Source organism: Gandjariella thermophila, from assembly GCF_005405885.1.
GTDB lineage: Bacteria > Actinomycetota > Actinomycetes > Mycobacteriales > Pseudonocardiaceae > Gandjariella > Gandjariella thermophila.
In genome coordinates, this window is the sequence record NZ_BJFL01000023.1 from 46,073 (window position 1) to 72,973 (window position 26,901).

The following is a 26,901-nucleotide window of genomic DNA, read 5'->3' on the forward strand; positions in this document are numbered from 1 at the left end:
CCATGTCGCGGATGTCACACGTCCCGGAGGCGCTTGCCGTCGAGGGCGTCGAGCCCAAGCATCTCCAACAGGTTCGCGCAGTCGTCGGCGTCATCGGCGTGGCAGGCGACGGTGCGGGCCGCTCTGCCGTTCTGGATCTCGGTGTGGGCCTTGGCGATGGCTCGTTGTTCGGCGAACCGGCCGTGGTCTTGTACGGGGCTGGCGTGCCGTGCCCAGGTCATGCGGCACCTTCCTGCGATCCGCCACGACCGGTGGGCGGTCACGGCGGGAACGCGAGCGGCATCGTCTACACGGGCGAACCTCCGGGCGGCGGCGTGCCCGGCGTAGATCATCGGGGGAAGTCGGGGCCGGGAAACGCACCCATCATGGCACCCACGGTGGGGGGACACCAGGCCTCGAACCTGCGCGGAAGATCGTGCGGGAACGCCGTGGCACCCCTGATGACGGACCCTACGGCCCGTGTGACGCCTGTTCCCGCCTGATCGACACTGGCGGACTTTCCGCATGTCGATGCGGGTAACGGTGCTTCAAAGGATGGTCCGCTGTGCCCCCGGCAGGACTCGAACCTGCGACCCAGAGATTAGAAGTCTCTCGCTCTGTCCGCTGAGCTACGGGGGCCAGGCGACCGCGCGGCGCCGCGACCGCGGCGCATCCGGTCCCATGCTTCACATCGCTCGTCACGCCTGGACCGTTTCGGATTACGCATCGGAAGGACGAAGACGCAGGTCAGCGGCGTGGCGGGAAGAAGGCGCGCAGCAGGCTAGGCGAATCTGACCATGCTGGCGCGGCCGGCGGGGCCGTCGTTCCGGCGCCGGCCGTGGCTTGCGGGCAGGCGGCCGACCTGCCGGGGCGTGCCGTTGGTCGCCGCCCGGCCGAGCGTCGACGACCGCAACGCGTGCGCGGTTGCGCAACCGCTGAGCATGTCACCGACTCTACCAACCACCCCGCTGACCAGCAGGATTACTGATGGTGACCGACGGCGGTGACGCCAAGGCGCGGGAGCGCTTCCATGCCGTGACGGCCCCGCGAACAGGAAGGATGCGCCGCGACCTACCCTCGTGAGGTGTCGCACGAAGCCACCCCGGCCGCACCGGCAGGTGTCGACGTGGCCGCGGCGCCGCGCCAGCGCGCCCGGCTCGCCCCGTTGCTGCTGTGCTGCGTCGTGCTCGCCGCCCTGCTGGCCGCCGCGCTGGTGTCGCTGTCCGGTTCCCGCCAGTACCTGATCTACGGGTTGCCCGACCCGGGAGCCTTCACCAGCTACGGGCTGACCGTGGTCCGCGTGCTCACCGAGACGGGCGCGGTGCTGACCATCGGGTCGCTGCTGTTCGCTGCCTTCCTGGTGCCGCAGCAGCGTTCCGGGCTGCTGGCCGCCGACGGGTACGCGGCGTTGCGCACCGCGGGCTGGGCTGCGCTGCTGTGGTTCGCCGGCGCACTGCTCTCCGTGCCGTTCACCGCGGCCGACCAGGCCGGTCGACCGGTCGGCCAGATGCTCAACCCGACCACGCTGCTGCCCATGGTGGACGCCCTGGAGCAGGCCAAGGCGTGGGCGCTGACCGCGTTGATCGCGTTGCTGGTCACCGTCGGCTGCGCGCTGGTGCTGTCCTGGGGCTGGGCCACGACGCTGTTCTTCGTGTCGGTGTTCGGGCTGGTGCCTGTCGCCGTGTCGGGCCACTCGGCCAGCGGCGGTTCGCACGACGTGGCCACCAACAGCCTGCTGTTCCATCTGGTGGCGGCCGCGCTGTGGGTGGGTGGCCTGGTGGCGCTGCTCGCCCACGCCCGGCGCCGCGGAGCGCACCTGGGCCTGGCCACCTCGCGCTTCTCCACGGTGGCGCTGGGCTGCTGGCTGGTGATGGCTGCGTCCGGCGTGCTCAACGCGCTGGTCCGGCTGCCCGTGCATGACCTGCTGCGCAGCACCTACGGCCTGCTCGTGCTCGCCAAGATCGTCCTGCTGCTGGCCCTGGGGTTGTTCGGCTACCTGCAGCGGCAGCGCGGCGTGCGCGCGGTGACCGGCACCGGGTCACGGGCCGCGCTGGTGCGGTTGGCCGCGGTGGAGATCCTGGTGATGTTCACCACGCTGGGTGTGGCTGCGGCGCTGAGCCGCACCCCGCCGCCGGCCGACGCGGCCACCCGGCCGAGCACCACCGAACTGCTCGTCGGCTACGACCTCGCCGGCCCGCCGACGCTGCTCCGGCTGTTCCTCGACTGGCGCTTCGACCTGCTGTACGGCACCGCCGCGATCGGCGCCGCGGTGCTCTACCTGGCCGGCGTGCGCCGGCTGCGGCAGCGGGGAGACGCCTGGCCGGTGGGCCGCACGGTGGCCTGGCTGGCCGGCTGCGGCAGTGTGCTGCTGGCCACGTCGTCCGGCATCGGCCGGTACGCGCCCGCGATGTTCAGCGTGCACATGGGCAGCCACATGATCCTCAACATGATGGCGCCGATCCTGCTGGTGCTCGGCGGCCCGGTGACGCTCGCGCTGCGCGCGCTGCCCGCGGCCGGCAAGGACGATCCGCCCGGTCCCCGGGAATGGCTGCTGGCGTTCGTGCACTCGCCGGTGGCCCGGGTGCTCACCCACCCCATCGTGGCGCTCGCCCTGTTCGTCGGGTCGTTCTACGTCCTGTACTTCTCCGGGCTGTTCGACACCGCGCTCAACTACCACTGGGCGCACCTGGCGATGAACGCCCACTTCCTGCTCACCGGCTACGTCTTCTACTGGCCGATCATCGGCATCGACCCGGCCCCGCGCCGGCTGCCCGCGCTGGGACGGCTCGGCCTGCTGCTCGCCTCGATGCCGTTCCACGCGTTCTTCGGGGTCATCCTGATGAGCCGGCAGACGGTGATCGGGGAGACCTTCTACCGGTCGCTGGCCCTGCCGTGGGTCACCGACCTGCTGTCCGAGCAGCGGCTCGGCGGCGGCATCGCGTGGGCGGCCGGAGAGGTGCCGCTGATCGTCGTGGTCATCGCGCTGCTCGCGCAGTGGGCGAAGGCCGACGAGCGGCAGGCCCGCCGCTCGGACCGGCGCGCCGACACCCGGGGCGACGAGGAACTCGCCGCGTACAACGCGATGCTGCGCCAACTCGCCGAGCGCGGTCCCGGCCGGTGACCGGGGCCGTTCCGGGCCGGAGGTGGTCCGGAACGGCCCCGATCCGTCACGGCCGGCGGAAGCCGGGTACCGCGAACGCGACACCCAGCACGGCCAGCAGCAGGCTGGTGACCAGCGCCGACACCACTCCGGTGCCGACCGGCATGGCCAGCGCGAGGTTGCGGGCCGCGTCCACCGCGTAGGTCAGCGGGTTGACCTTCGCGACCGCCTGCAGCCAGCCGGGCAGGCCGCTGACCGGCACGTACGCGCTGGAGGCGAACATCAGCGGAAACATGGCCAGGAATCCGACCGACTGCATCGCCTCCGCGTTGCGCAGCCACGACCCGAGCGCGAGGAACACCCAGGCCAGGCCCCAGCTCACCACCAGGCCGAGGAGCAGCGCGGCGACCACGCCGGTCCACCCGCCGGCCGGCGAGAAACCGAACACCACGGTGGCGAACAGCACCATGATCACCAGCTGGACGGCGGACCGTGCCAGGTCGGCCAGGCTGCGGGCGACGAGGACGGAGCTCAGCCGGATGGGCAGCGACCGGAACCGGGCCAGCACGCCGCTCTTCATGTCGGTCACCAGCCCGATGCCGGACTGCAGCGCCGAGCCGATGCCGGTGGTGACGATGATGGCCGGCATCAGATAGTTGATGTAGCTGACCCCGGCCGGGAAGCCGGGGGTGTGCGCGATGCTGCTGAACACCTGGCTGAACAGGGCCAGCATGACCAGCGGCTGCAGTAGGTTGAACACGATCAGCCTTGGGTCGCGGATGATCGCGCGCAGGGACCGGCCGGTGAGCACCAGGATCTGGGTGGCCACGCCGGTGCCGTGCCAGCCGCTGCGGGCCGGCTCCGCTCTGCTGCCGGCCCGCTCGGGCGTGTTCAGGGTTGTCGTCATGGATTCTCGTCGCTTTCGACTCAGGCGGCGGACGGTTGGTGGGCGAGGGTGAGGTACACGTCGTCGAGCGTCGGCTCGGCCAGGGCGAGTTCGGCGACCTCGATCGAGGCGTCGTCCAGCGCGCGTACCACGGCGGCGAGGTCGGTGGACGCGGTCACCGGGGTGGTCACCGCGTGCCGCTCTGGGTTGTGCACGGGGTGCAGCCCGGCCCCGGCGAGCGCGGCGACGGCCCGGTCGCCGTCCGCGGGCTGGCCCAGCGTGACCGTGACCGTGCGCTGCCCCACCTGGGCCTTCAGTTCGTCCGCGGTGCCGGAGGCGACCACCCGGCCCGCGGAGAGCACCGTGATCGAGTCGGCCAGCCGGTCCGCCTCCTCCAGGTACTGGGTGGTCAGCAGCACCGTGGTGCCGTCGTCGACGAGTTCCTCGACGATCTCCCACATGCCCAGCCGGCTGGCCGGGTCCAGTCCCGTGGTCGGCTCGTCCAGGAAGATCACCTCCGGCCGGCCGACCAGGCTGGCGGCCAGGTCGAGCCGTCGCCGCATGCCGCCCGAGTAGGTCCGGGCCGGCCGGCGCGCCGCCTGCCCGAGGTCGAAGATCTCGAGCAACTCGCCGGCCCGCTGCGCGGCCTCCTTCCGGGAGGCGCCGAGCAGCCTGGCGATCAGTATCAGATTGTCCAATCCGGACAGTTGCTCGTCCACAGACGCGAACTGGCCGGTGAGCCCGATCCGGCTGCGCACCTGGTGGGCCTGGTGAACCACGTCGAATCCGGCCACCCTGGCCGTGCCACCGCTCGGCGGCAGCAGCGTGGTCAGCACGTTGACCAGGGTGGTCTTGCCCGCACCGTTGTGGCCCAGCAGGCCGAGCACGGTGCCCCTGGGCGCCTGGACGCTCACCTCGTCCAGCGCCCTGACCGTGCCAAAGGTCTTGCTGACCCGCACGGCCTCGATTGCCGGTTGGTCGGTCACTTAACCGTTTCCCCCTCTGGTGGATGTGGTGTCGATCGCGCCGTGGAGGAACACGTCGACGAGTTGTTCCGCCGACGGCCGTTCCGCGGCGTGGCTCTCGCCCTGCATGCGGTTGGCGAAGATCAGTCCGAGCAGCAGCCGGGCGGCCTGCGGCGGCGCCACGCGCAGCCGGGCCGCCTCGGGTGCGAGCAGGTCGGCGATGGCCGCGGCGACCCGCTGCATGTTCCGCTCCATCTCGTTGCGCGGTTCGGCGTGCTCCCGCCGGGCCGTCCGGTCGGCGTGCGCGTCCTCCGGCTGCGGGTGGACGCCGGCCGAGCGCAGCGCGTGCGCCAGCCGCCAGATGCGGTCCAGGTAGCCGCCGACCACCTCCGAGACGGTGGTCATCCGTTCGGCCAGCGGCAGCGAGGTGCGGATCCCGGCGATCCGTTCCACCTCGGCGTCCGACCGTGCTGCCACCCGAAGGCAGCTCGTCAGCAGGTCGTGCTTGTCGCGGAAGGCGCGGAAGACGGTGCCCTCGGCGATGCCGGCGGCGGCGGCGATCTGGCTGGTGGTCACCGCGTCACCGCGTTCCAGCAGCAACGGGATGGTGGCCGCGATGATCGACTCGCGGCGCTCCTCGACGCTCATCGCGGGCGCCCGCCTGCGGTGACCCCGATCGGCGCGCACCCCGCCGCGGCCACGCTCGGCCGCGCGTTGTGCGCGCGCCGCCGCGCGGTCGGCTCGGCGCTGTCTGGGACTCGGTCGATGGTCGGTCACCCTCCCAGTGTATGAGTGAGTCCTCACTCATTGCAATGAGTGAGGACTCACTCATTCCGTCGTGCTTCGGTGTGTGGGAGCCGCCCACCGGGCGACGGTTGTCCTTTGTGCCACGAAGGAGCCCGGTTGTCGCCGGAATTACCGCGCCGATCGGAGACGCCCTCTACCACGGCGGGCCGACATTCCGTGGGCGCGACGGGCGCCGCGCGGGGAGTTCTGCACAGGGCGCTCGCCTGTCCACAGAACCGCGGCTCCGGCGCCCGCGATGCCACGTGTCGGGCCAGGCTGGGTCGTGCCGGCGCGGGCCGGAGCGCCACGGAGTACCGGGCGCGGGACGAGCGGAGGTACCGGTGATGAACGAGACGAATGTGACCATGGTCGGGAACGTGGCCAGTGACCTGCGGCAGCGGCGCACCGCGGAGGGCGCCAAGTGGGTGAGCTTCCGGATGGCGTCGACGGAGCGCCGCTTCGATCCGGAAACCGGTCGGTGGGTGGACGGGCGGCAGGTCTTCGCCACCGTCAACTGCTGGAAGCGGCTGGCCGAAGGGGTGGCCGCGTCGCTCGGCAAGGGTGACCCGGTGGTGGTCACCGGCCGCATGTACACGCGCGACTACGAGTACGAGGGCCAGCAGCGGGTGTCGCTGGATGTCGACGCGCACGCGGTGGGTCCGGACCTCACCCGCTGCACCGCCGACCTGCGGCGCAACCGGCCGCAGTCGGACGGGGCGCGGGATGCGCCGGCGCCGGGCGCTCCGGACGCCACCGCCGCGGTGCCGGCGGACGGCGACCGCGCTGTCGCCCGGGCGGTCGGCGCCGCGGCAGCACAGGCCTCTCCGGCTGCGGTCGGCCCTACGGAACGCTCGGTGGCGGAGTCCGCGGTGGCCGAGGCCCCGGTGGCGACCGGTCCGGCGGCGACCGGCGCGGCACGGCGGAGGCGTGCGTCGGCCGCCTGACGGTCGGCGTGCCGATGAGGGTGGTCCGACCAGGGGGCGGAGTGCATCCGAGTGAGCGATTCGGTGTTCTCCGCAACCTCTGAACGGCGAACAAATGCACTCCAACGGCGGTACGGAGGAGGAAGAGGGATGCTGTGGCCGGTGTCCCGGCCGGTCCGCGCGCACATTGCAGGTGACCGCAGTGTCCAGCCGATGGCGACGCCTCTACGATCGCGGCCATGGCCGAGTTCATCTACACCATGAGGAAGGTGCGCAAGGCGCACGGGGACAAGGTCATCCTCGATGACGTGACCTTGAACTTCCTCCCTGGCGCCAAGATCGGCGTTGTCGGGCCGAACGGTGCCGGCAAGTCGAGCGTACTTAGGATCATGGCCGGGTTGGACCAGCCAAACAATGGTGACGCGTTCCTCGCGCCGGAGAGCACCGTCGGGATCCTGCAGCAGGAGCCACCGCTGAACGACGACAAGACGGTGCTCGGCAACGTCGAGGAGGGTGTCGGCGAGATCAAGCGGAAGCTCGACCGGTTCAACGAGATCGCGGAGAAGCTGGCCACCGACTACTCCGACGACCTCATGGAGGAGATGGGTCGGCTCCAGGAGGAACTCGACCACGCGGACGCGTGGGACCTCGACTCCCAGCTCGACCAGGCGATGGACGCGTTGCGGTGCCCGCCGGCGGACGCCGAGGTGCGGAGCCTGTCCGGTGGTGAGCGTCGCCGGGTGGCGCTGTGCAAGCTGCTGCTCAGCAAACCGGACCTGCTGCTGCTCGACGAGCCCACCAACCACCTGGACGCGGAGAGCGTGCAGTGGCTGGAACAGTTCCTCGCCCAGTACCCGGGCGCGGTGCTGGCCGTCACGCACGACCGGTATTTCCTGGACAACGTGGCCCAGTGGATCCTGGAGCTGGACCGCGGGCGCGCCTACCCGTACGAGGGCAACTACTCGACCTACCTGGAGAAGAAGAGCGAGCGGTTGGCGGTCCAGGGCAAGAAGGACGCCAAGCTGCAGCGCCGGCTCAAGGAGGAGCTGGCCTGGGTGCGGTCCAACGCCAAGGCCCGGCAGGCGAAGTCCAGGTCGCGTCTGCAGCGCTACGAGGAGATGGCAACCGAGGCGGAGAAGACCCGCAAGCTGGACTTCGAGGAGATCCAGATCCCGCCAGGCCCCCGGCTGGGCAACGTCGTGGTCGAGGTCGAGCACCTGCGCAAGGGCTACGGCGACCGGGTACTCATCGACGACCTGTCGTTCAGCCTGCCGCGCAACGGGATCGTCGGCGTGATCGGTCCCAACGGGGTCGGGAAGACCACGCTCTTCAAGACCATCGTGGGGCTGGAGGAGCCCGATGCCGGCACCGTCCGGATCGGCGACACCGTGCGGCTGTCGTATGTCGACCAGCAGCGTGCCGGCATCGACCCGAACAAGACGGTGTTCGAGGTGGTCTCCGAGGGGCTGGACCACATCCAGGTGGGCCAGGTCGAGATGCCGTCCAGGGCGTACGTCAGCGCCTTCGGCTTCAAGGGGCCGGACCAGCAGAAGCCGGCCGGGGTGCTCTCCGGCGGTGAACGCAACCGGCTCAACCTGGCGCTCACCCTCAAGCAGGGCGGCAACCTGATCCTGCTCGACGAGCCCACCAACGACCTGGACGTCGAGACGCTCAGCTCGCTGGAGAACGCGCTGGAGCAGTTCCCCGGCTGCGCCGTGGTCATCTCCCACGACCGTTGGTTCCTGGACAGGGTGGCGACGCACATCCTGGCCTGGGAAGGTGACCGGGAAAACCCGGCCAAGTGGTTCTGGTTCGAAGGCAACTTCGAGGGGTACGAGAAGAACAAGATCGAACGGCTCGGTGAGGACGCCGCGCGTCCGCACCGGGTCACGTACCGCAAGCTGACGCGGGACTGAACGGAGAAACCGTTCGTGGCGGCCAGGGACGAGGCGCAGGCAGACGTCGAGGTGGACACCCTCGTGGTGTCCGCCCGGCGGCTGCGTTGGCGGGCGCCCGAACTCGCCCTGGTGCTCAGCGAGCGGGCGGCGGCGCTGGCCGGCGCCCGGCGGGACGAGGCCGAGCGGTTACGCGCGGAGGCGTTGGCCGTGTCCGCGCTCAACCGGCTGGGCCGGGGCATGCAGGTGGTCGACCGCACGGTGAGGGTGCTGCGGGCCGCCGAGGCGGCCGGGCAGCCGGAGGTCGGCTGGGAGGTGCGGGTCGAACTCGCCGCGAATGCGAAAGCGGCTCGGGTTCCGATGACCGGCTTCGCGCTGCTCCGGCCGGTGCTGGCGGCCGAGGGCGTGCCCAACGCGCTGCGCGCGACCGCCCTGATGCGGGCCACCGAATGCCTGGTCGGCCTCGGCCGCAGCCAGCCGATCAGTGACGCGCTGGACGAGTCGGACCGGCGATACGCGGCGGCCGAGGAACTGGACGGCGACACCCGGCTGCTGCTGCGCGGCCAACTCCACGCGGTGATCGCCGCGCACCAGCGGCGCTGGGGCGACCTGGCCGGCGCCATCGCCGCCGCGCGGGACGGGCTCGCCCTGCTCGACCAGGTGCGGGACCGGGACACCGACAGCGGGGAGGTGCTCGGACGCCTCGTCCTGGAGTTGGTGTGCGCGCTGATGGACTCCGACGAGGTCGGTGAGGCGTCCCGGGCCGCGGAGCCCATGCTCGACCGGCCGGTGCGCGCCCCGTTCGCCGCCAGCGCGGGCTGGCTCCGACTGGCCCTCGCCACCCGCGTCCACCTGCCTGCCGGCCGGCTGGAGGTGGCCCAGGCGTTGCTGCGGGACACCGTGGACAGCGCCACCCGCCATCAGCTGGACGACCTGCTCACCGAGGCGCTGCTCGCGGTGGCGCACGTGCACGAGACGCGCGGCGAGCTGTCCGAGGCGCTGGCCCATCTGCGGTCCGCGCACGCCGCCGAGCGCAGGCAGGCGAGAATCATGTTCGGGGTGCGCGCGCGGCTCGCAGAGGGGTTCGTCGCCAACGGCCGCGAGGTCGGTACCGCCGTGCCGGACCAGTTGGCCGCGCTGCTGCGGCCCGGCGATGCCAGCCAGCCGCACGCCACGGCGACCACCGAACCCGCCACCTCGCTAGCCGGAGCGCCGACGTCGATCGCCGAGCCCGTGGTGCCACCATGGTCGGCCGAACCGGCGGAACCCACCGGATTCGGTGCGCCGGAGGACTCCCCGGGAATCGCGGCCGCCGCGGAACCGCAGCTGGCGGAGCCGTCCGAGCGGTCCCGTCCGACAGAGCCGGCCGAGGCGGCCGAAGACGCCGGACCGCGGATCGCCGATGTGCCGGAGCCGGAAGCGGCTGCCGCCGTCGCCGAATGGTCCTGGACGTCCGTGGAGAGCGAGGAAGCGTCCGGCGGGGACCTCGCGGACGGCGAGACACCACCCGCCGCGCCGCGCCGTACCAGTTCGCTCCGCCGGATCGGTCAGGGCAGCCGCGGCGAGGGGCGGCGCAGGACGCGGCGACCGGCCGACGAGCGTGGCGACGGGCTGTCCACCGCGTGGGCGCAGGCCGCCGATCGGTGGCGGCTGCACCGGCTGCCCGGGACCTCGCCGAGCACGACGTCCGAGGCCGGTGCCGATGCGCCTGGCATCGGTGAGGCCGCGGAACTCTCCGCGCTGGGCCGAATCTCCGGCGCCGGCACACAGCAGCCCGGGTCCGCCGGCGAGATCGACGAGCCGCCCGCCGTCGAACCCGGCGCCGTCGAACCCGGCGGCGCGGATCCGACCGGCGCGAAGGCGGCAGCCGGCGAGAGCGCGGCCGCGGACAGCACGGCGGACACCGTCACCGGCGGGGCGACGAGCGGCATGACAGGCGGCGCCGCCGACCGCCTCGGCGACGGCGGGCTGGACGGCGTTGCCGAGGCGGAGGCCGCCGGCGGCGAGGATCCGCCCGGTGGGCGGCGTCGCGCCGATGACCGCGGTCGGCACCCTCGGCATGGCACCGACCGGCCGACCGGCCTGGACGTGCTCGCGGCGGCAGGGGTCACGCCGATCCCCGGCACGGGGGGCCGCCGCCGGGCGGCCGACCCGGAGGAGGACACGGACGCCGGTGGCGCCGCCCCCAGCGCGGGCGAGGACCAGACCGCCGAGCCCCCGGGCGGACCTGCCGACGATCCGCTCGGCGCTCCGGCGGACACCGACACTGGTGCGGACCCGGCGGCGTCGGCCCTGCTGCCCGCGCCGGAGTTTCACCCGCTCAGCGCCCTCGCGGCCGAACCAGACACGCCCCACCACCCTGGCCTGCAGGACGAGCCGGCCGACGACCAGGATCCGAGCGGCGTTCATGGGGGTTCGGGTACCGCGCCCACGGCCGACCGGGTCACCGGCGGAGCCCAGAGGGAGCACGGCGGCCCGGCCGCCGGTGAACATGGACGCGAGACCGACCGGCCGGTGCCACGGCTCGTCTCGCCGGTTGACCCCGAGCCCGCCATGGTGTGGTGCCCGGACGCGGCCCCGCTGCCTGCCTTCGTCGAGGACCCGCGGTGGTCGCGTGCGGTGGACCGGTCCACCGAGGCGCGCATCCCGGAGCCCGGCCCGGAACCCGACCTGCCGGACCCCGACCGCCCCGAGCCGCACCGGCCGGAACCCCGCCGGCCGGAGCCCGAGCGGGAGCCGTCGAAGCCGCCGCCGCTGCCGGACCCGCTGCCACCCGAGCCTGGCCCGGATGCCATTCCGCCGGTGCCCGAGCCGGACGAGCGGCCGCACGATCCCGAGCCGCCACCTCCGGAGCCGCCCCAGCAGCCGGATGCCGGCCCGGAGCGGCGCACCGCCGCCGGCCATCGGGCGGGCAGCGAACCGGCGGCGTTCTCCGATCACGGGGCCGAGCAGCCGACCCCCGCCGGTCGGTGGGCCGACCGCGAGCCCGGGGCGCTCGCCGACCCCGGAAGCGACGCGCGAGCCGGTTCGCCCGACCGGCGCGGCGACGGGGGAACCGGGACGGCGGCGGAAGGCGCCGAGCCGGGGCGCGTGCGGGCCGGCACCCGCGCCGATACACGCGGTGGCTTCATCGGCGTGGTGGAGCTGCCGGCCGAGCGTGTCCCAACCGACGAGAGCGACGACACGCCCGCCGTGGCGGATGACGCGACCGGGGCGAGAGCCAGCGGGCGACCGCGCAGGAAGAGTTCGTTCCGGTTCGGTGATCCCGAGTCCCGGGAGTCCCGCCGCAGGGTCAACGCCGCGCTCGCCGAGCTGCTGGCGGAGGCGCTGGTCGCCTACGAAACCGGCCGGCGGGGCGAGGCTCCACCGGAAGAGCAGCCGGCCGGTGACGCCCGGCCCGACGGTGGCTGGGCGGAGAGCGGCGCCGACAACCCGGACCACCGCGCCGACCAGGTGGATCACCTCGCCGCGTGGGCGGAGCGGGCCACGGCCGGCGAAGCTTTCAGCTACTCGACGTCGGGCTACCCGACCAGCGGCCGCCGGGCGACCGGCCACGGACCCACGGACGACGATCTCACCGGGCACGAACCAATCCACGAACCATCCCCCGAACCGGGCGGCTATTCCGTTGCACCGGGCTATGCCGCAGGCGACGCGACCGCCCACTCGCTGCCCGCCGACGAGCCCGTCAGCGACGAACCGGGCGGCATCGGAACCACCGGCCGCGACCCGGTCGGCGCCGAACCCGGCGGTAGCGGCCGGACCGGGCTCGAATTCGCCGGCCGTGGCCCGATGAGCCCCGAACCCGGCCGTAGCGACCTGACGGGACTCGAACCGGCGGCCAGCGGCCTGACCGGACCCGACTTCGCCGGACCCGACCTGCTCGCCGACGACCTCGCCGGTTCGGACCTGATCGGCCACGAACCCGCCGGCCACGAACCCGCCGGCTACCGGGCTGGCGGCGACCGGACCGGCGACGGCTCCGAACCCACCGGCTATGGCGGCACCGCGCCGCAACCCGCCGACACTGACGATCGCGCTGATCCTGGCGACCACACCGGCAGCGAGGGGGACGAGCCCGCACAGGCGGGCCGCTCCGCCGCGCAGACCGGCGACGGTCGTCCGCCCTCCGGGGGCCGGTCCCGGCGCGGCGGCGAGGGCACGGTGAGCGTCGCCGATCTGCTCGAGGGGCTCGGCGTCGACACCTCCCGCGCCGCCCGCGGCAGGGCGTCCCGGGCGGCGCGCCGCCGGAGCGCGGACGGCGGGACGGACCAGGAGGCTCCGGCCGGCAGACACGCGACCGGATCCGGCGTCCGGGACACGGCGGCGGCCGACCCCGCCGAAACGCCGCGCGCCACCCGGGGGCGTCACTCGGCGGAGTACTTCCGCAGCGCCTGGCAGGACGGCGGCGCGGACCGCGCCCGGCAGGACGGCGGAGCCACCGGCTACCCCGGTGACGAGTCCGCGGAACCCGGGCCAACCGACCGGTACGGGCGCCCCCGCCGGCTCACCGCCGTGTCCGGCGGGCGGCCGTGGGAGGAGGACACCGGCCCGATCCGGTTCGGCTTCCCGGAGGACGACGGCGACCTGTCGACCACCGACAAATATTCTCTGGATCAGTACTCTGTCACGGCCGAGGAGACCTCGTTCGCCGACTGGTCACGCCCGGTGACCAACCCGCCGGCCAGCCGACCAGACGGCGGCGGCTGGACGCCGGCGTCGCCGGGGCTGATGGGCCATGCCGGCGACGAACCCGGCTGGGGGCCTGGAGATGCGGGCTACTCCCGGCTGTGACAACGCTTACCCAAGGGTGTGCCGGCGCGGGAGAACCCGCGCGGACCCCGCGTCCCGACCGGCGGCGGCGCGGCCGTGGCCGCCCATCCCGTCGCCGGTCGGTGTCCGGGGGCCGTCTAGGGTTGAGCCGGACCCGGCACACCGACGTGCCGGATAGCCGTGGAGCCGCCTGAACATGACCTCGACCGGAGCCCCGTCCCGCCCCCTCACCGTCGGTAACGCACTCGGCCACGACCGGACGTCGAGTCCCGAGCAGGCCCGCGACGAGCTGATCGAGCGCGCGGCCAGCCTCGCCCCGGACATCGCCGAGCTGATCCGGCTGTACTTCCGGTACCTCCCGCCCGAGGAGGTGATCGACGACGACCCGGTCGACCTGGTCGGCGCGGTTCGCTCCACCCTGCAACTCGCCGAGAACCGGGTCCCGGGACGCCCGCTGGTGCGGGTGCTCAACCCGACCCGCGGCCACGACGGCTGGACCTCCAACTCCACCGTGGTCCAGGTGGTCACCGACGACATGCCCTACCTGGTCGACTCGGTGGCCTCCCGGCTGACCAGCGGCGGGGTGCAGGTGCAGCGCACCGTGCACCCGATCGTGGTGGTGCGGCGAGACGTCGCCGGCCGGCTGCTGGAGGTGCTGCCCACCGCGGACCCGGACGCGCCGCCACGGGACACCTTCGCCGAGTCGTGGATGAGCGTCGAGATCGACCTCATCACCGACCCGCAGCGGGCGCGGGAGCTGGAGAACGGCCTGCTGTCGGTGCTGATGGAGGTGCGCGAGGTGGTCGAGGACACCGAGCGCATGGCCGGCATGGCACGGTCGCTGGCCGACCGGCTGGAGGCCGACCCGCCGCCGCTGCCGGACGACGAGGTGCGGGACGGCGCCCGGCTGCTGCGCTGGCTGGCCGCCGGCCATTTCACTTTCCTCGGCTACCGGCACTACGAGCTGGTGCAGGACTCGTCCACCGAGGAGAAGCCGGCGCTGCGCGGGGTGCTCGGCTCCGGGCTGGGCGTGCTCCGCCAGGACAGCCTGGCCGCGCGCAGTTTCGTCGCCGGGCCGGACGCGGCCGCCCAGGCGCTCGCGCGCGAACTGCTGGTGCTCACCCAGGCGAGCGCGCCCTCGCCGGTGCACCGCTCGGTCTACCCGTTCTACGTCGGCGTGAAGACCTTCGACGGCGAGGGCAACGTCACCGGCGAGCACCGCTTCCTGGGCGCGTTCACCACCGCCGCGCTGCACGAGAACGTGCTGGAGATCCCGGTCATCGAGCGGCGAGTCCGGGAGGTGATCCACCGCGCCGGGTTCCCGCTGGAGTCCTACTCCGGCCAGCGGATGCTCGAGGTGGTCCAGGACTACCCGCGCACCGAGCTGTTCTCCACGGATGTCGACACGCTGTACCACACCGTCACCGGGGTGCTCGCGCTCGCCGAACGCCGCCGGCTGCGGCTGTTCCTCCGCCGCGACCCCTACCACCGGTTCTTCTCCTGCCTGGTGTACCTGCCCCGGGACCGGTACACGACCACGTCCCGGCTGGCCATGCAGGAGGTGCTGCTCGACGAGCTGCACGGCACCCACCTGGAGTTCAGCACCCGGGTCGGCGAGTCCGCGCTGGCACGCGTGCACTTCACCGTGCACACCGACCCCACCGAGGCGGTCGAGCCGGACACTGCCCGCATCCAGGAACGGCTGACGGAGGCGGTGCGCAGCTGGGACGACCTGATGGTGGACGCGGTGGTGGCCGAGCAGCGGGACACCGAGGGCGGCCCGCAGCTCGGCCCCGAGTCCGCCTCCGAGCTGGGCCAGCGGTACGCCACCGCGTTCCCCGAGGCGTACAAGGAGGACTTCTCCGCCGCGGACGGCCTGGCCGACCTGCGCCGGCTGCAGGCGCTCGGGGATGGCGGCCTGGACATCGCCTTCTACGTGCCGGCCGACGCCGAGCCGGGGGAGCGGCGGTTCAAGCTCTACCTCTCCGGCCGCCGGGTGACGCTGTCCCAGGTGCTGCCGGTGCTGCAGCGGATGGACGTCGAGGTGGTCGACGAGCGGCCGTACGACGTGCGGCTGGACGACGGCCGGCAGTACTGGATCTTCGACTTCGGGCTGCGGGTGGACCCGGCCGTGCTGGAGCGGCTGGCCAAGGCCGACCTGGACGACGTGCGCACCCGCTTCGAGCAGGCGTTCGCCGCGGCCTGGCGGGCCGAGTGCGAGGTCGACCGGTTCAACGCGCTGGTGCTGCGCGCCGGGCTGACCTGGCGCGGCGCGTCGGTGCTCCGCGCGTACGCCAAGTACCTGCGCCAGGCCGGCACCCCGTACAGCCAGAACTACATCGAGGACGCGGTGCTGGCGCACACCGCGGTGGCCACCGCGCTGGTGCGGCTGTTCGAGACCCGCTTCGACCCGGCGCTGCCGGAGACCAACCGGGTCAACCAGGCCGAGGCGCTGACCGCCGAGATCACCCAGATGATCGACGAGGTGGAGAGCCTGGACGCGGACCGCATCCTGCGCAGCTACCTCACCCTGATCGCCGCGACGCTGCGGACCAACTACTTCGTCCGGGACGCCGACGGCCGACCCCGTCCGTACCTGGCGATCAAGCTGGACCCGCGCCGCATCCCGGAACTGCCCGAGCCGCGGCCCCAGTTCGAGATCTTCGTGTACTCGCCGCGGCTGGAGGGCGTTCACCTGCGCTTCGGCCCGGTCGCCAGGGGTGGGCTGCGCTGGTCGGACCGCCGGGAGGACTTCCGCACCGAGATCCTCGGCCTGGTCAAGGCGCAGGCGGTGAAGAACGCGGTGATCGTGCCGGTCGGCGCGAAGGGCGGCTTCGTGGTGAAGCGCCCGCCCGCCCCGACCGGCGACCCGAGCCTGGACCGGGAGGCCCAGCTCACCGAGGGCATCGCCTGCTACCGGCAGTTCATCTCGGGCCTGCTGGACCTCACCGACAACCTCTCCGGTGGCACGGTGGTGCCCGCCCCGCAGGTGGTCCGATACGACGGCGACGACACCTACCTGGTGGTCGCCGCGGACAAGGGCACCGCGACGTTCTCCGACATCGCCAACGAGGTCGCGATCAGCTACGGGTTCTGGCTGGGCGACGCGTTCGCCTCCGGCGGCTCCACCGGCTACGACCACAAGGCCATGGGCATCACCGCGCGTGGCGCGTGGGAGAGCGTCAAGCGGCACTTCCGCGAACTCGGCGTGGACACCCAGGCCCAGGACTTCACCGTGGTCGGCGTCGGCGACATGTCCGGCGACGTGTTCGGCAACGGGATGCTGCTCTCGGAGCACATTCGGCTGGTGGCCGCGTTCGACCACCGGCACATCTTCGTCGACCCGAACCCGGACGCGGCGACCTCCTTCCGGGAGCGGGAGCGGCTGTTCGGCCTGCCCCGGTCGTCCTGGGACGACTACGACCGCAGCACGATCAGCGAGGGTGGCGGGGTGTGGCCGCGCACCGCCAAGTCCATCGTCGTCACCGCGCAGATGCGGGAGGCCCTGGGGCTGTCCGAGGAGGTCACCCGGCTCGCCCCCACCGAGCTGATCAAGGCGATCCTGCTCGCCCCGGTCGACCTGCTGTGGAACGGCGGCATCGGCACCTACGTCAAGGCGGCCACCGAGACCCACGCCGAGGTCGGCGACAAGGCCAACGACGCGGTCCGGGTGGATGGCCGCGACCTGCGGGTCAAGGTGGTCGGCGAGGGCGGCAACCTGGGGCTCACCCAGCGCGGCCGGATCGAGTTCGCCCGCGCCGGCGGCCGGGTGAACACCGACGCCCTGGACAACTCCGCCGGGGTGGACTGCTCCGACCATGAGGTCAACATCAAGATCATGCTGGACCACCTGGTCACCGAGGGGCGGCTGGGCACCGACGAGCGGAACAAGCTGCTCACCGAGATGACCGACGAGGTCGCCGACCTGGTGCTGGCCGACAACTACGCGCAGAACAAGGTGCTCGGCGTGGCCAGGGCGCACGCCGCCGCCATGCTGCCGGTGCACGCGCGGCTGGTCGCCGACCTGGAGGAGCGTGGCGGCCTGGACCGCCGACTGGAGTCGCTGCCCACCGCCGCGCAGTTCAAGGAGTTGGAGAAGGCCGGCCACGGGCTCACCTCGCCCGAACTGGCCACCCTGCTGGCGCACGTCAAGCTGCGGCTCAAGGACGAGGCGCTGGCCAGCGACCTGCCCACCGGAGATGTGTTCGCCCGCCGGCTGCCCGACTACTTCCCCACGAGGCTGCGGGAGAACTACGAGGACGCGATCGCCGCGCACCCGCTGCGCAAGGAGATCATCACCACCCTGCTGGTCAACGAGGTGGTCAACGGCGGCGGCGTGTCGTACGCGTTCCGGCTGGCCGAGGAGCTGAGCGCGAGCGCCACCGACGCGATCCGCGCCTACACCGCGGTCACCCGGATCTACGAGCTGAACCGGCTGTGGGCGGAGATCGAGGCGCTGGACAACGCGATCTCCAGCGACGTGGCCGACGAGATGGTGCTGGAAAGCCGGCGGCTGCTGGACCGGGCGTCCCGGTGGCTGCTGTCCAACCGGCCGCAGCCGCTCGCGGTCGGCGCGGAGATCAGCCGGTTCGCCCCGGTGGTGGGCCAGCTCGCGCCGCGGATGATGGAGCTGCTGCACGGCCGGGAGCAGGAGGGCGTGCGGCAGCGGGCCGAGCGGCTGATCGACCGCGGCGTGCCCGCCGGGTTGGCCGAGCGGGTCGCGTCGCTGCTCTACACATACGGCCTGCTGGACGTGGCGGAGATCGCCGAACTGGCCGAGCGGGAGGCCGGCACGGGCACGATCGGCGCCGAGCGCACCCACGCCGAGGCCGCCGAGCTGTACTACGCGCTGTCCGACCACCTGGGCATCGACCTGATGCTCAACTCGGTCAGCGAGCTGCCGCGCGGCAACCGCTGGCACGCGCTGGCCCGGCTGGCGCTGCGCGACGACCTGTACTCCTCGCTGCGGGGCATCGCGGTGGACGTGCTGCGGCACAGCGACCCGACGGACAGCCCGGAGGAGAAGATCGCCCAGTGGGAGGCCACCAACGCGTCCCGGCTCGGCCGGGCACGGGCCACCCTGGACGAGATCAACCGGGTCGGCCGGCTGGACCTGGCCACGCTGTCGGTGGCCGCCCGGCAGGTGCGCGGCATGGTTCGCTGACAGCCTGTTCTGGGGTCCGGGCGGGTCTGCGATGACGCGCACGGAACGCGCGGGGCCGGGTTCGGGGGACAGGCACTGACCGGCAAGACGACGGGAGGCACTGGCGGAGTGGGTGTGTTCGTCACCGCGGTGCGGCCGCGCTGGTCGGACATGGACGCGTTCGGCCACGTCAACCACGCGCGGACGGTGACCCTGCTGGAGGAGGCGCGGATCGCGCTGCTGGGCGACGAGGCGGCGCGGCGGCACGCCGACGGCATGATGCGCGGCATGGTGGTGGCCCGGCTGGCCGTGGACTACCACGCGCCGCTGGTGTACACCGGCGGCGACGTGCGGGTGGAGATCTCCGTGCGCGACCTGCGCGCGGCCTCGTTCACGCTGGACTACGCGGTCCGCGCGGACCCGGCCGGCCCGGTCGCGGTCAACGCGGAGACGCTGATGGTGCCGTACAACGTGGACTCCGCGCGGCCGCGCAGGCTGACCGACGCCGAGCGGGACTTCCTGGCCGGCTGGCGGGCCGGGAGCAGAAGTGCCTGAGCTGGTCTTCGCCGACCGCGCCGAGCGGGACGATCTGGGCGCGTTCGTGGCCCGCGCGGTGCGGCTGGACGCGCTGGCCGCGGTGCGGCTGCGCAACCGGGAGGCCGGGGAGGGGTACCTGGTCGAGGCGTGGGTGGCGACGCCGTTCGACGCCCTGGTCACCAGGACCGTGGCCGGCCGGGTGAGTCCGCCGGACGTGACCGTGTCCGGCAACGAGCTGCTGGCCGGCCTCACCGTGATGCGCGGGGACCGGGTGGACCCCGGCCCGGCGCGGGACATCCTGTGGCGGTCCGCGCTGCCGCCGCTCTCCGGGTGGCAGCCGGTGGACACGCTGCCCGCGCCGGTGGTCTCCGACCTCGCCGACCGGGGCATCGCGGTGGCCAGGGAGAACACCGGTCCGCAGGGCACGCCGCCGGCCTCGCTGCTGGATCAGGAGGTGCTCACCGTGTCCGGCGGCGGGCTGGCCGTCAAGGTGCCGCTGCGCTGCCTGTTCGCCCTGTCCGGGATGGGTTTCGTCGGCCAGGGAGAGGCGGACGAGGTGGTCCGGGTCAGCGCGACGGACGCGTGGCTGCGGATGGACGCCCGCTACGGTGCGGTGGTCCGCCGCCGGCACGCGCTGCTGCCGCTGCTGACCTGACCCGCATTCAGCAGGCTGAACGGGGGTTTCGGGCGCCCTTCAGACCGCATTCAGCGGGCTGAACGGGAATCTGGGGGGTGGGCATCAGGCCAGCCAGGCGGCGGTGTCCGGGGGCAGTTCCTCGCCGGCCACCGGGCCACTGGCCAGTAGCAGCTCACCGGGCGGCAGCGGCACAGCGGTACCGGAGGTGTTGAGCGCGCAGATCAGGCCGCCGCCACGGCGGCGGAACGCGAAGCACCCCGGCGGGGCGCCGTACCACTCCACCCCGGTGCCGACGAACGCCGGATGGGTCCGGCGCAGCTCGATCGCCTGGCGGTACAGCGACAGCATCGAGTCCGGGTCCTCCAGCTGCGCCTCGACGGTCAGCCGGGCCCACTCGTGCGGCACCGGCAGCCAGCTGTGCGGGCCGGTGGAGAACCCGAACGGCGGAGCGTGCCCCTCCCACGGCAGCGGCACCCGGCAGCCGTCCCGGCCGCGCCAGGCCCGCCCGGAGCGCTCCCAGATCGGGTCCTGCAACGCCCAGTCCGGCAACTCCACGTTGGGCAGGCCGAGTTCCTCGCCGTTGTAGAGGTACACCGTGCCCGGCAACGCGAGCTGGACCAGCGCCATCGCCCGGGCCCGCCGCTGACCCACCGCGCCGTCGCCGTACCGGGAAACGTGCCGCACCACGTCGTGGTTGGACAGCGTCCAGGCGGGCGCCGCGCCCACCCGGGCGACCGCGTCCAGCGTGCGTTCGATGGAGCCGCGCACCGAGTCCGCGTCGAAGTCGGCCTCCAGCAGCTGAAAGTTGACGCCCAGGTGCAGCTCGTCCGGGCGCAGGTAGCGGGCGAACCGCTCCTCGTCCCGCACCCGCAGCTCACCGACCACGACCCGGCCCGGGTACTCGTCCAGCACCTCGCGGATCATCCGGTGGATGTGATGCACGCCGTCGTGGTCGAAGCGCGGGTCGCCGTTCCCGGCCGCCGGCGCCGCGAGATCCATGTCCGGCAGATCGTCCGGTTTGGACATTCCGTGCGCCACGTCGATGCGGAACCCGTCCACCCCGCGGTCCAACCAGAACCGCAGGGTGTGCGCCAGGTCGGCGCGGACCTCGGGGTTGTCCCAGTTCAGGTCCGGCTGCTCGGGCGCGAACAGGTGCAGGTACCACTGGCCGTCGGCGACCCTGCTCCACGCCGGCCCGCCGAAGAGGCTGGTCCAGTTGTTGGGCGGCAGCGCGCCGCCGCGGCCCCGGCCGTCGCGGAACACGTAGCGGTCCCGGTCCGGACTGCCCGGTGCGGCGCGCAGCGCCCGCTGGAACCACGGGTGCCGGTCGCTGGTGTGGTTGGGCACCAGGTCGACGGTGATCCGCATGTCCCGCGCGTGCGCCTCGTCGACCAGCCGGTCGAACGCGGCCAGGTTGCCGAACACCGGGTCCACGTCCCGGGGATCGGCCACGTCGTAACCGTGGTCCGCCATCGGCGACCGGTAGAACGGGGTCAACCGGAGCGCGTTGACGCCGAGTAGCTCCAGGTAGCCCAGCCGGGAGCGCAACCCGTCGAGATCGCCGACCCCGTCCCCGTCGGAGTCGGCGAAGGACCGGACATAGACCTGGTAGAAGACCGCGTCACGCCACCAGGCCGGGCCCCCGGCGATCTCGTCTCGGATGTCGGCGGAGCGTCGCACGAAGGCCCATCCTGCCACCGAGAAGGGACACTTTGGTCAACCCGGCAAGATCGAGGTGAACACCACTGCGGCGCGCTACACCAGGTAGACCAGGGCTCATTCCAGCGAGTTCATCAGGCTGTGCGCGGCCATCTCGAGGTACTGCCAGAGTTGCGTCCGGTACGGCTCGGGCAGCCGCTCCTCGTCCACCGCGATGCGCATGCAGCGTAGCCACGCGTCCCGCTCGATCGGCCCGATCTTGAACGGGGCGTGCCGCATGCGCAGCCGGGGATGGCCGCGCCGCTCGCCGTAGGTGTGCGGGCCGCCCCAGTACTGCATGAGGAACCAGCGCAGCTTGTCCTCCGCCGGACCGAGGTCCTCGCCCGGATACAGCGGCCGGAGCACCTCGTCCCTGGCCACCTCGGCGTAGAAGCGGGCGACGATCCGCCGGAACGTCTCCTCCCCGCCGACGGCCTCGTACAGGCTGCGGTTCTGCGGCATACCCACGTTTTCCATCCTGGCTCATCGCGCGTGCGGGCTGCCATCCGGGGCGCGGGAGCGCCTGGTCAGTGCCCGGGCTGCAGCGACTCCATGTCGTCCTCTTCCTCCTCGGCCGGTGCCCCACCGGCCGGCGCGGCGGGCACCGCCGGGGTGGCCGCCGACGAGGAACCGTTGAGCAGGGGTGGCCGGCCCAGCGGCGGCTCGATCCCAGCCTCGTCCAGCGCCGCCATGATCCGGGCGCGCAGCTTGCGCTGCACCGCCCACTGCCGGCCGGGTCGCACCTTGGCGGTGAGCCGCAGCGTGATGCTCTCCGCGGTGACCTTCTCCACGCCCAGCACCTCGGCCGGCTCGATCACGTCCTTGGCCAGGTCCTCGTCCCGGCTGGCCTGCTCGGCCACGGTGCCGAGGACGTGGTTGGCCTTCTCCAGGTTGACCGAGTACGCCAGCGGCACGTCCACCACCGCGAACGCGAAGCCCTGGCTGGAGTTGCCCACCCGCTGCACGGTGCCGTTGCGCACGTACCAGACGGTGCCGTTGATGTCCCGCAGGGTGGTCACCCGCAGGCCCACCGACTCGATGGTGCCCTTGGCCGGGCCGAGGTCGACCACGTCGCCGACACCGTACTGGTCCTCCAGCATCATGAACACGCCGGAGATGAAGTCCTTGACCAGGTTCTGCGCGCCGAAGCCGAGCGCGACGCCGACCACCCCGACCGAGGCCAGGATCGGCCCGAGGTCGATGCCCAGCTCACGGAGCGCCTCGATGAAGGCCAGCCCGTAGACCACGAACGAGGTGAGCGACTTCAGCACCGAGCCGATCGTCCTGGCCCGCTGCGCGCGCCGCTCGGAGATCAGCGGCCCCAGCGCCTCCGGCGCCCGCTCGCGCAGCGGCCGCAGCAGCATCGGCACCCGGTCCTCGCTCGCGCCCCGGGTGAACCGGTCGATCGCCCGGTGGGTGAGGTAGCGCACCACAAAGGCGACGACCACGATGATCGCGATATTGCCGGCGATCTTGCCGAGACCGAGCAGGATGTTCAGCCAGTTGTCGGCGAGCCACTGAGCGGCCAGTTGGGGATTGCCCAACGGGTCTCTCGGGAGGTCAATCACCGGGGGAGCACCTCCAGGTCGAGTCCGGTCGCGTGAGCGAGGAAGCCGAGCTGGTCGACGGCGAGGTCAACGGTACGGCTGACCGCGCGAGCGCCGTGCCCGACCTCGGTTTCCCGGCGGATCAGCACCGGGGACGTGGTGACGTCGGCGGCGGTGGCGTGCTGCAACGCCGCGCACATCTTCCTGGCGTGGCACGGGTCCACCCGGGTGTCCGACTCGAACACGGTGAACAGCACGGCCGGGTAGGCCACCCGGTCGCGGACGTGATGGTACGGCGAGTAGGACAGCAGCCAACCCAGCTCCTCCGGGTCATCCGCGGTGCCGTACTCGTCATTCCAGATGCGGCCGAGCAGGAACCGCTCGTAGCGCACCATGTCCAGCAGCGGAGCCGAGCACACCACCGCGCGGTATAGCTCGGGCCGCTGGGTCAGCGCCGCGCCGACCAGCAGCCCGCCGTTCGACCCGCCCATGATGGCCAGCCGGTCCGGCGTGGTCCAGCCCGTGTCGACCAGGTGGCGGGCGGCCGCGTGGAAGTCGTTGAACACGTTCTGCTTGCGCTCGCGCATGCCGGCCCGGTGCCACTCCTCGCCCTCCTCGCCGCCGCCGCGCAGCGAGGCGACCGCCCACACCCCGCCGGCCTCCACCCAGGCCAGCGTGCTGGCCGAGTAGCCGGGCTCGCGGCTGATCGAGAAGCCGCCGTAGCCGGTGAGCAGGGTGGGCCGCGGCACGTCCGGCCGGCCGGTGCGGGAGATCAGGAACATCCGCACGGTGGTGCCGTCCGCGGACGGGTAGGCCACCTGGCGGGTGTTGATGTCGGGGAGTGCGACCGCGCCGGGAGCGGCCTCGACCAGTTCGGTGCGCCGCTCGGCGAGGGAGAACCGGTGCACGCACGGCGGGGTGACGAAGTCGGTCCAGCCGAGCCACACGGTGTCCCGCCCCGCCTCCGTGCGGTCGTCTACAGTGGACAGCCCGACGACGGAACCCGTGCCGGGCAGCGGAACCCGGTCCAGCCGCCGGCCGGACCCCGGGTCGTGCAGGTGCACCTCGGACACCGCGTGCCGGGTGCGCAGCGCGACCAACCGGGGCCCGTGCTCGCCGCCGTCCAGCCAGCGCACCGCGTCCAGCACCGAGTCCGGCTCCTCGGCGATCAGCTCGGTCCAGTGCTCCGGCTCCGGGTGCTCCGGGTCGGCCACGCACAGCCGGTAGCGGGGCGCGCCGAGCGTGGTGAGCAGGTACAGCCGGCCGTCCCGCTCCACCCAGGTGTGGCAGTACGCGCCGGCGTCCTGGCCGATCAGCTCGCGCAGGGTGCCGTCGCCGTGCAGGTCGGCCAGCCACACCGCCTGCCGGGGCGCGGTCCCGGGACGCGCGGTGACGACCAGCCACCGCCCGTCGGTGGACAGGTCGATCCCGTAGTAGTTGGTCGGGTCCAGACCGTCGCCGTGCACCAGTGCGTCGGTGTCCGGATCGGTGCCCAGCGCGTGCCGCCACACCCGGCGGTGCAGCATCTCCTCGCCGGGCGGTATCTCGTCCGGCGGAAGTTGGCGCACGTAGTAGAAGCCGGAACCGTCCGGCAGCCAGGCGACCGGGCTGACCCGGCACCGGTCGATCGGCCCCTCGAGCACCTCGCCGGTGTCCACGTCCAACACGGACAGCGACGACTCCTCGTCACCGCCGGTGGACAGCCGGTAGGCCAGCAGCCGCCCGTCTGGGCTGGGCGCCCAGCCGTCCAGCGTGGTCTGCCCGGTCGGATCCAGTGCTGTGACGTCCAACACAACGCGCTCGGCGTCGCCCTCCCGGACGTACAGCACGGGGTGCTCCTGGTCCGGGCCGCGGCGGCGGAAGAACGCCCGGCCGGCGCGCCACGCCGGAGCCATGGTGGACCCGGCGCGCAGCATGTCCCGCAGCCGGTCGCCCAGCGCCGCCCGGCCGGGCAGCGCGTCCAGCCACGACCTGGCCAGCCCGTCCTGGGCCGCCGACCACTCCCGGGTGCGCGGGTCTCCGGCGTCCTCCAGCCACCGGTAGGGGTCGGGCACCGGCCGCCCGTGCAGCTCGTCGACCAGGTCGAGGCGCGGGGCGGCAGGGTAGCTCAGGGTCGGGGTCGGGGCCTGGGTCACGGCACGACATTAGCGACTCCACCACGGAATGTGCGGTTACCCTGCGCAATCCGTGGTGGCAGAGAGGTGTCGTAGAGGTGACACGTCCCGCATCACACGTGCGTTCGAGGCGTGTTTTGTGGTCGACTATGTCAGGCACCGGTGGAGGTGGTTGCGTGCCCGACCATCAACCGACCCCGATCGGCGCCCCCATGACGGTGGCGCCGCAGGTTGTTGTGTGCTCCAACCCGCTGTCGGCACATGCGCCGACGATGATCGCCCAGGATAAGGCGACCGCATCCGGGTCACCTCCCTGGGGTCGGCGGCGGGTACTCCTGCTCAACACCACGTTCGAACCGCTCACCGCGCTGCCGCTGCGCCGTGCGGTGGTGCTGGTGGTCTGCGGCAAGGCCGAGGTCGTGCACGACGACCCCGCCGGGCTGACCCTGCACTCGGCCACCACCAGCGTCGTGGTGCCCTCGGTCATCCGGCTGAGCAGCTACGTGCGGGTGCCCTACCGCGGCCGGCCGCCGCTCACCCGAGCCGCGCTGATGCACCGCGACCGGTACCGGTGCGCCTACTGCGGGGGTCGGGCGGAGACCATCGACCACGTCGTGCCCCGGAGCCGGGGTGGCCAGCACACCTGGCAGAACTGCGTGGCGAGCTGCGCCAGGTGCAACCACCGCAAGGCCGACAAGCTGCTCTCCGAGTTGGGCTGGCGGTTGCGCGTGGTGCCGACCGCACCCCGTGGGCCGCACTGGCGGCTGCTCGCCGGCATCACCGACACCGACCCGCTGTGGCTGCCCTACCTGGGCGAGCCCGCCGCCTGATTCAGGCCGCCAGCGCAAGCTGGGCACGGGTCAGTCCGCCCCGGGTGATCCGCGTGCCGGCCGTGATCCTGGTTCCCTCGCTGGCCGTGATGCGAGTGCCTTCGTGCGCCGTGATCCGGGTGCCCGCGGTAATCCGAGTGCCATTGACGGCGGTAATCCGGGTGTCCTCGTGTGCGGTGATGCGGGTTCCGGCGGTGATGCGGGTTCCGGCGGTGATGCGCGTGCCCTCGTGTGCGGTGATTCGCGTTCCCTCGGCGGCGGTGATGCGGGTTCCCGCGGTGATCCGGGTTCCCGTGCGGCAGGTGATCCGCGTGCCGTCCTGGGTCGTGATTTGGGTGCCTTCGTGCGCCGTGATCCGGGTGCCCGCGGTAATCCGAGTGCCATTGACGGCGGTAATCCGGGTGCCCTGGTGTGCGGTGATGCGGGTTCCGGCGGTGATTCGGGTGCCCTGGTGTGCGGTGATCCGGGTGCCGTGGTTTGCCGTGATGCGGGTGCCCTCGTGTGCGGTGATGCGGGTTCCGGCGGTGATGCGCGTGCCCTCGTGCGCCGTGATTCGCGTGCCGTCGGCAGCGGTGATCCGGGTTCCGGCGGTGATGCGGGTGCCGTCGGTGATTCGGGTGCCGGAGGTGGCCGTGATCCTGGTCCCTTCGCGGGCGGTGATGCGGGTTCCCGCGGTGATCCGGGTGCCGTCGAAGGCCGTGATCCGCGTGCCCGGGTGGGCGGTGATCCGGGTGCCTTCACGCTGGGTGATGCGCGTCCCGCCGGTGATCCGGGTGCCCGCGACGGCATCTGGAGCAGTGCTCGCCGGGGTACGGCCATGGCCACTCCATGCCGAACGGATGTAACCCGAACGGACGATCGACGTAACCCGAGCAGGGGTAAGGGACGTGAGCATGGCGTGTCCTCCAGAAGCGGTTCACGTGCTGTTAAGGGGACTTCTCGACTACGCAAGGTCCGGACAGGTGAAAAGCTAGGATGTCGGCCCCCACGGAACAAGCCGCCAATCCGGCCGCCATTTGCCGCCGTCCGGGCCGGGGCCGTTCGGCCGCAGTACGTGATCTCTTCGTGTAGCACTCCGTGATGGCGAC

Annotated in this window: 18 protein-coding genes and 1 tRNA gene; 8 read left to right on the top strand and 11 right to left on the bottom strand. The window is 72.7% G+C overall.

The genetic code is table 11. From position 1 onward, the window contains the following. Positions 1 to 14: 14 nt before the first annotated feature. The 3 genes from FFT21_RS19535 to FFT21_RS28885 form a co-directional block, all read right to left on the bottom strand. Positions 15 to 221 (bottom strand): hypothetical protein, encoded by a 207-nt coding sequence (locus tag FFT21_RS19535; protein WP_137815358.1) that lies wholly within the window; start codon positions 219 to 221, stop codon positions 15 to 17. Positions 222 to 545: 324 nt separating this feature from the next. Then, positions 546 to 618 (bottom strand) — tRNA-Arg (locus tag FFT21_RS19540). 142 nt (positions 619 to 760) lie between these two features. Next, a complete protein-coding gene (locus FFT21_RS28885; RefSeq protein WP_153816563.1) occupies positions 761 to 922 on the bottom strand; it encodes a hypothetical protein in 162 nt (53 codons plus the stop codon). A gap of 141 nt (positions 923 to 1,063) precedes the next feature. Between FFT21_RS28885 and FFT21_RS19545 the strand changes: the two genes are divergently transcribed. Continuing rightward, on the top strand, positions 1,064 to 3,100 hold the full coding sequence (locus tag FFT21_RS19545) for a bifunctional copper resistance protein CopD/cytochrome c oxidase assembly protein (RefSeq protein ID WP_371856832.1): 2,037 nt from the start codon (positions 1,064 to 1,066) through the stop codon (positions 3,098 to 3,100). Between the two features lie 46 nt (positions 3,101 to 3,146). Here FFT21_RS19545 and FFT21_RS19550 read toward each other — a convergent pair whose 3' ends face one another. The 3 genes from FFT21_RS19550 to FFT21_RS19560 are packed head-to-tail and all read right to left on the bottom strand — an operon-like array spanning position 3,147 to position 5,707. Then, complete coding sequence (locus FFT21_RS19550; protein WP_137815359.1) at positions 3,147 to 3,986, bottom strand: ABC transporter permease; 840 nt, start codon at positions 3,984 to 3,986, stop codon at positions 3,147 to 3,149. Positions 3,987 to 4,006: 20 nt separating this feature from the next. After that, on the bottom strand, positions 4,007 to 4,951 hold the full coding sequence (locus FFT21_RS19555; protein ID WP_137815360.1) for an ATP-binding cassette domain-containing protein: 945 nt from the start codon (positions 4,949 to 4,951) through the stop codon (positions 4,007 to 4,009). Beyond that, complete coding sequence (locus FFT21_RS19560) at positions 4,952 to 5,707, bottom strand: TetR/AcrR family transcriptional regulator (protein WP_225978565.1); 756 nt, start codon at positions 5,705 to 5,707, stop codon at positions 4,952 to 4,954. A 353-nt stretch (positions 5,708 to 6,060) separates the two neighbouring features. Between FFT21_RS19560 and FFT21_RS29250 the strand changes: the two genes are divergently transcribed. The 6 genes from FFT21_RS29250 (at position 6,061) to FFT21_RS19590 (ending at position 19,642) form a co-directional block, all read left to right on the top strand. Beyond that, the gene (locus FFT21_RS29250; RefSeq protein ID WP_192909641.1) at positions 6,061 to 6,660 is read left to right on the top strand and encodes a single-stranded DNA-binding protein; all 600 of its coding nucleotides are present in this window, start codon (positions 6,061 to 6,063) and stop codon (positions 6,658 to 6,660) included. Between the two features lie 218 nt (positions 6,661 to 6,878). Beyond that, on the top strand, positions 6,879 to 8,555 hold the full coding sequence (ettA, locus tag FFT21_RS19570; protein WP_137815362.1) for an energy-dependent translational throttle protein EttA: 1,677 nt from the start codon (positions 6,879 to 6,881) through the stop codon (positions 8,553 to 8,555). Between the two features lie 15 nt (positions 8,556 to 8,570). After that, a complete protein-coding gene (locus FFT21_RS19575) occupies positions 8,571 to 13,328 on the top strand; it encodes a hypothetical protein (RefSeq protein ID WP_137815363.1) in 4,758 nt (1,585 codons plus the stop codon). A 175-nt stretch (positions 13,329 to 13,503) separates the two neighbouring features. After that, positions 13,504 to 18,471: an NAD-glutamate dehydrogenase gene (locus FFT21_RS19580; protein WP_137815364.1), complete on the top strand. Its 4,968-nt coding sequence runs from the start codon at positions 13,504 to 13,506 to the stop codon at positions 18,469 to 18,471. A gap of 108 nt (positions 18,472 to 18,579) precedes the next feature. Continuing rightward, positions 18,580 to 19,005, top strand: coding sequence for an acyl-CoA thioesterase (locus FFT21_RS19585; protein WP_137815365.1), 426 nt, complete (start codon positions 18,580 to 18,582; stop codon positions 19,003 to 19,005). Continuing rightward, the gene (locus FFT21_RS19590; protein WP_137815366.1) at positions 18,998 to 19,642 is read left to right on the top strand and encodes a DUF8185 domain-containing protein; all 645 of its coding nucleotides are present in this window, start codon (positions 18,998 to 19,000) and stop codon (positions 19,640 to 19,642) included. Before FFT21_RS19585 ends, FFT21_RS19590 begins: the two co-directional genes overlap by 8 nt. Before the next feature lie 84 nt (positions 19,643 to 19,726). Here the strand turns inward: FFT21_RS19590 and FFT21_RS19595 are convergent, their stop codons facing one another. The 4 genes from FFT21_RS19595 to FFT21_RS19610 all read right to left on the bottom strand — a co-directional run bounded on the left by FFT21_RS19595 (position 19,727) and on the right by FFT21_RS19610 (position 25,004). Further along, positions 19,727 to 21,304, bottom strand: coding sequence for a glycoside hydrolase family 13 protein (locus FFT21_RS19595; RefSeq protein WP_137815367.1), 1,578 nt, complete (start codon positions 21,302 to 21,304; stop codon positions 19,727 to 19,729). A 96-nt stretch (positions 21,305 to 21,400) separates the two neighbouring features. Then, positions 21,401 to 21,799, bottom strand: coding sequence for a globin (locus FFT21_RS19600; RefSeq protein WP_371856833.1), 399 nt, complete (start codon positions 21,797 to 21,799; stop codon positions 21,401 to 21,403). Positions 21,800 to 21,849: 50 nt separating this feature from the next. After that, entirely contained in the window at positions 21,850 to 22,821 is a 972-nt protein-coding gene (locus FFT21_RS19605) for a mechanosensitive ion channel family protein (protein ID WP_225978571.1), read from the bottom strand. 65 nt (positions 22,822 to 22,886) lie between these two features. After that, positions 22,887 to 25,004 carry a prolyl oligopeptidase family serine peptidase gene (locus FFT21_RS19610; RefSeq protein ID WP_137815369.1) on the bottom strand — a complete coding sequence of 706 codons (2,118 nt, stop codon included), beginning with the start codon at positions 25,002 to 25,004 and terminating at the stop codon, positions 22,887 to 22,889. A 155-nt stretch (positions 25,005 to 25,159) separates the two neighbouring features. Here FFT21_RS19610 and FFT21_RS19615 point away from each other — a divergent pair, with 155 nt between their 5' ends. Continuing rightward, entirely contained in the window at positions 25,160 to 25,813 is a 654-nt protein-coding gene (locus FFT21_RS19615; RefSeq protein ID WP_371856834.1) for an HNH endonuclease, read from the top strand. Between the two features lies 1 nt (position 25,814). Here FFT21_RS19615 and FFT21_RS29870 read toward each other — a convergent pair whose 3' ends face one another. Next, the gene (locus tag FFT21_RS29870) at positions 25,815 to 26,708 is read right to left on the bottom strand and encodes a hypothetical protein (protein WP_225978566.1); all 894 of its coding nucleotides are present in this window, start codon (positions 26,706 to 26,708) and stop codon (positions 25,815 to 25,817) included. Positions 26,709 to 26,901 lie beyond the last annotated feature (193 nt).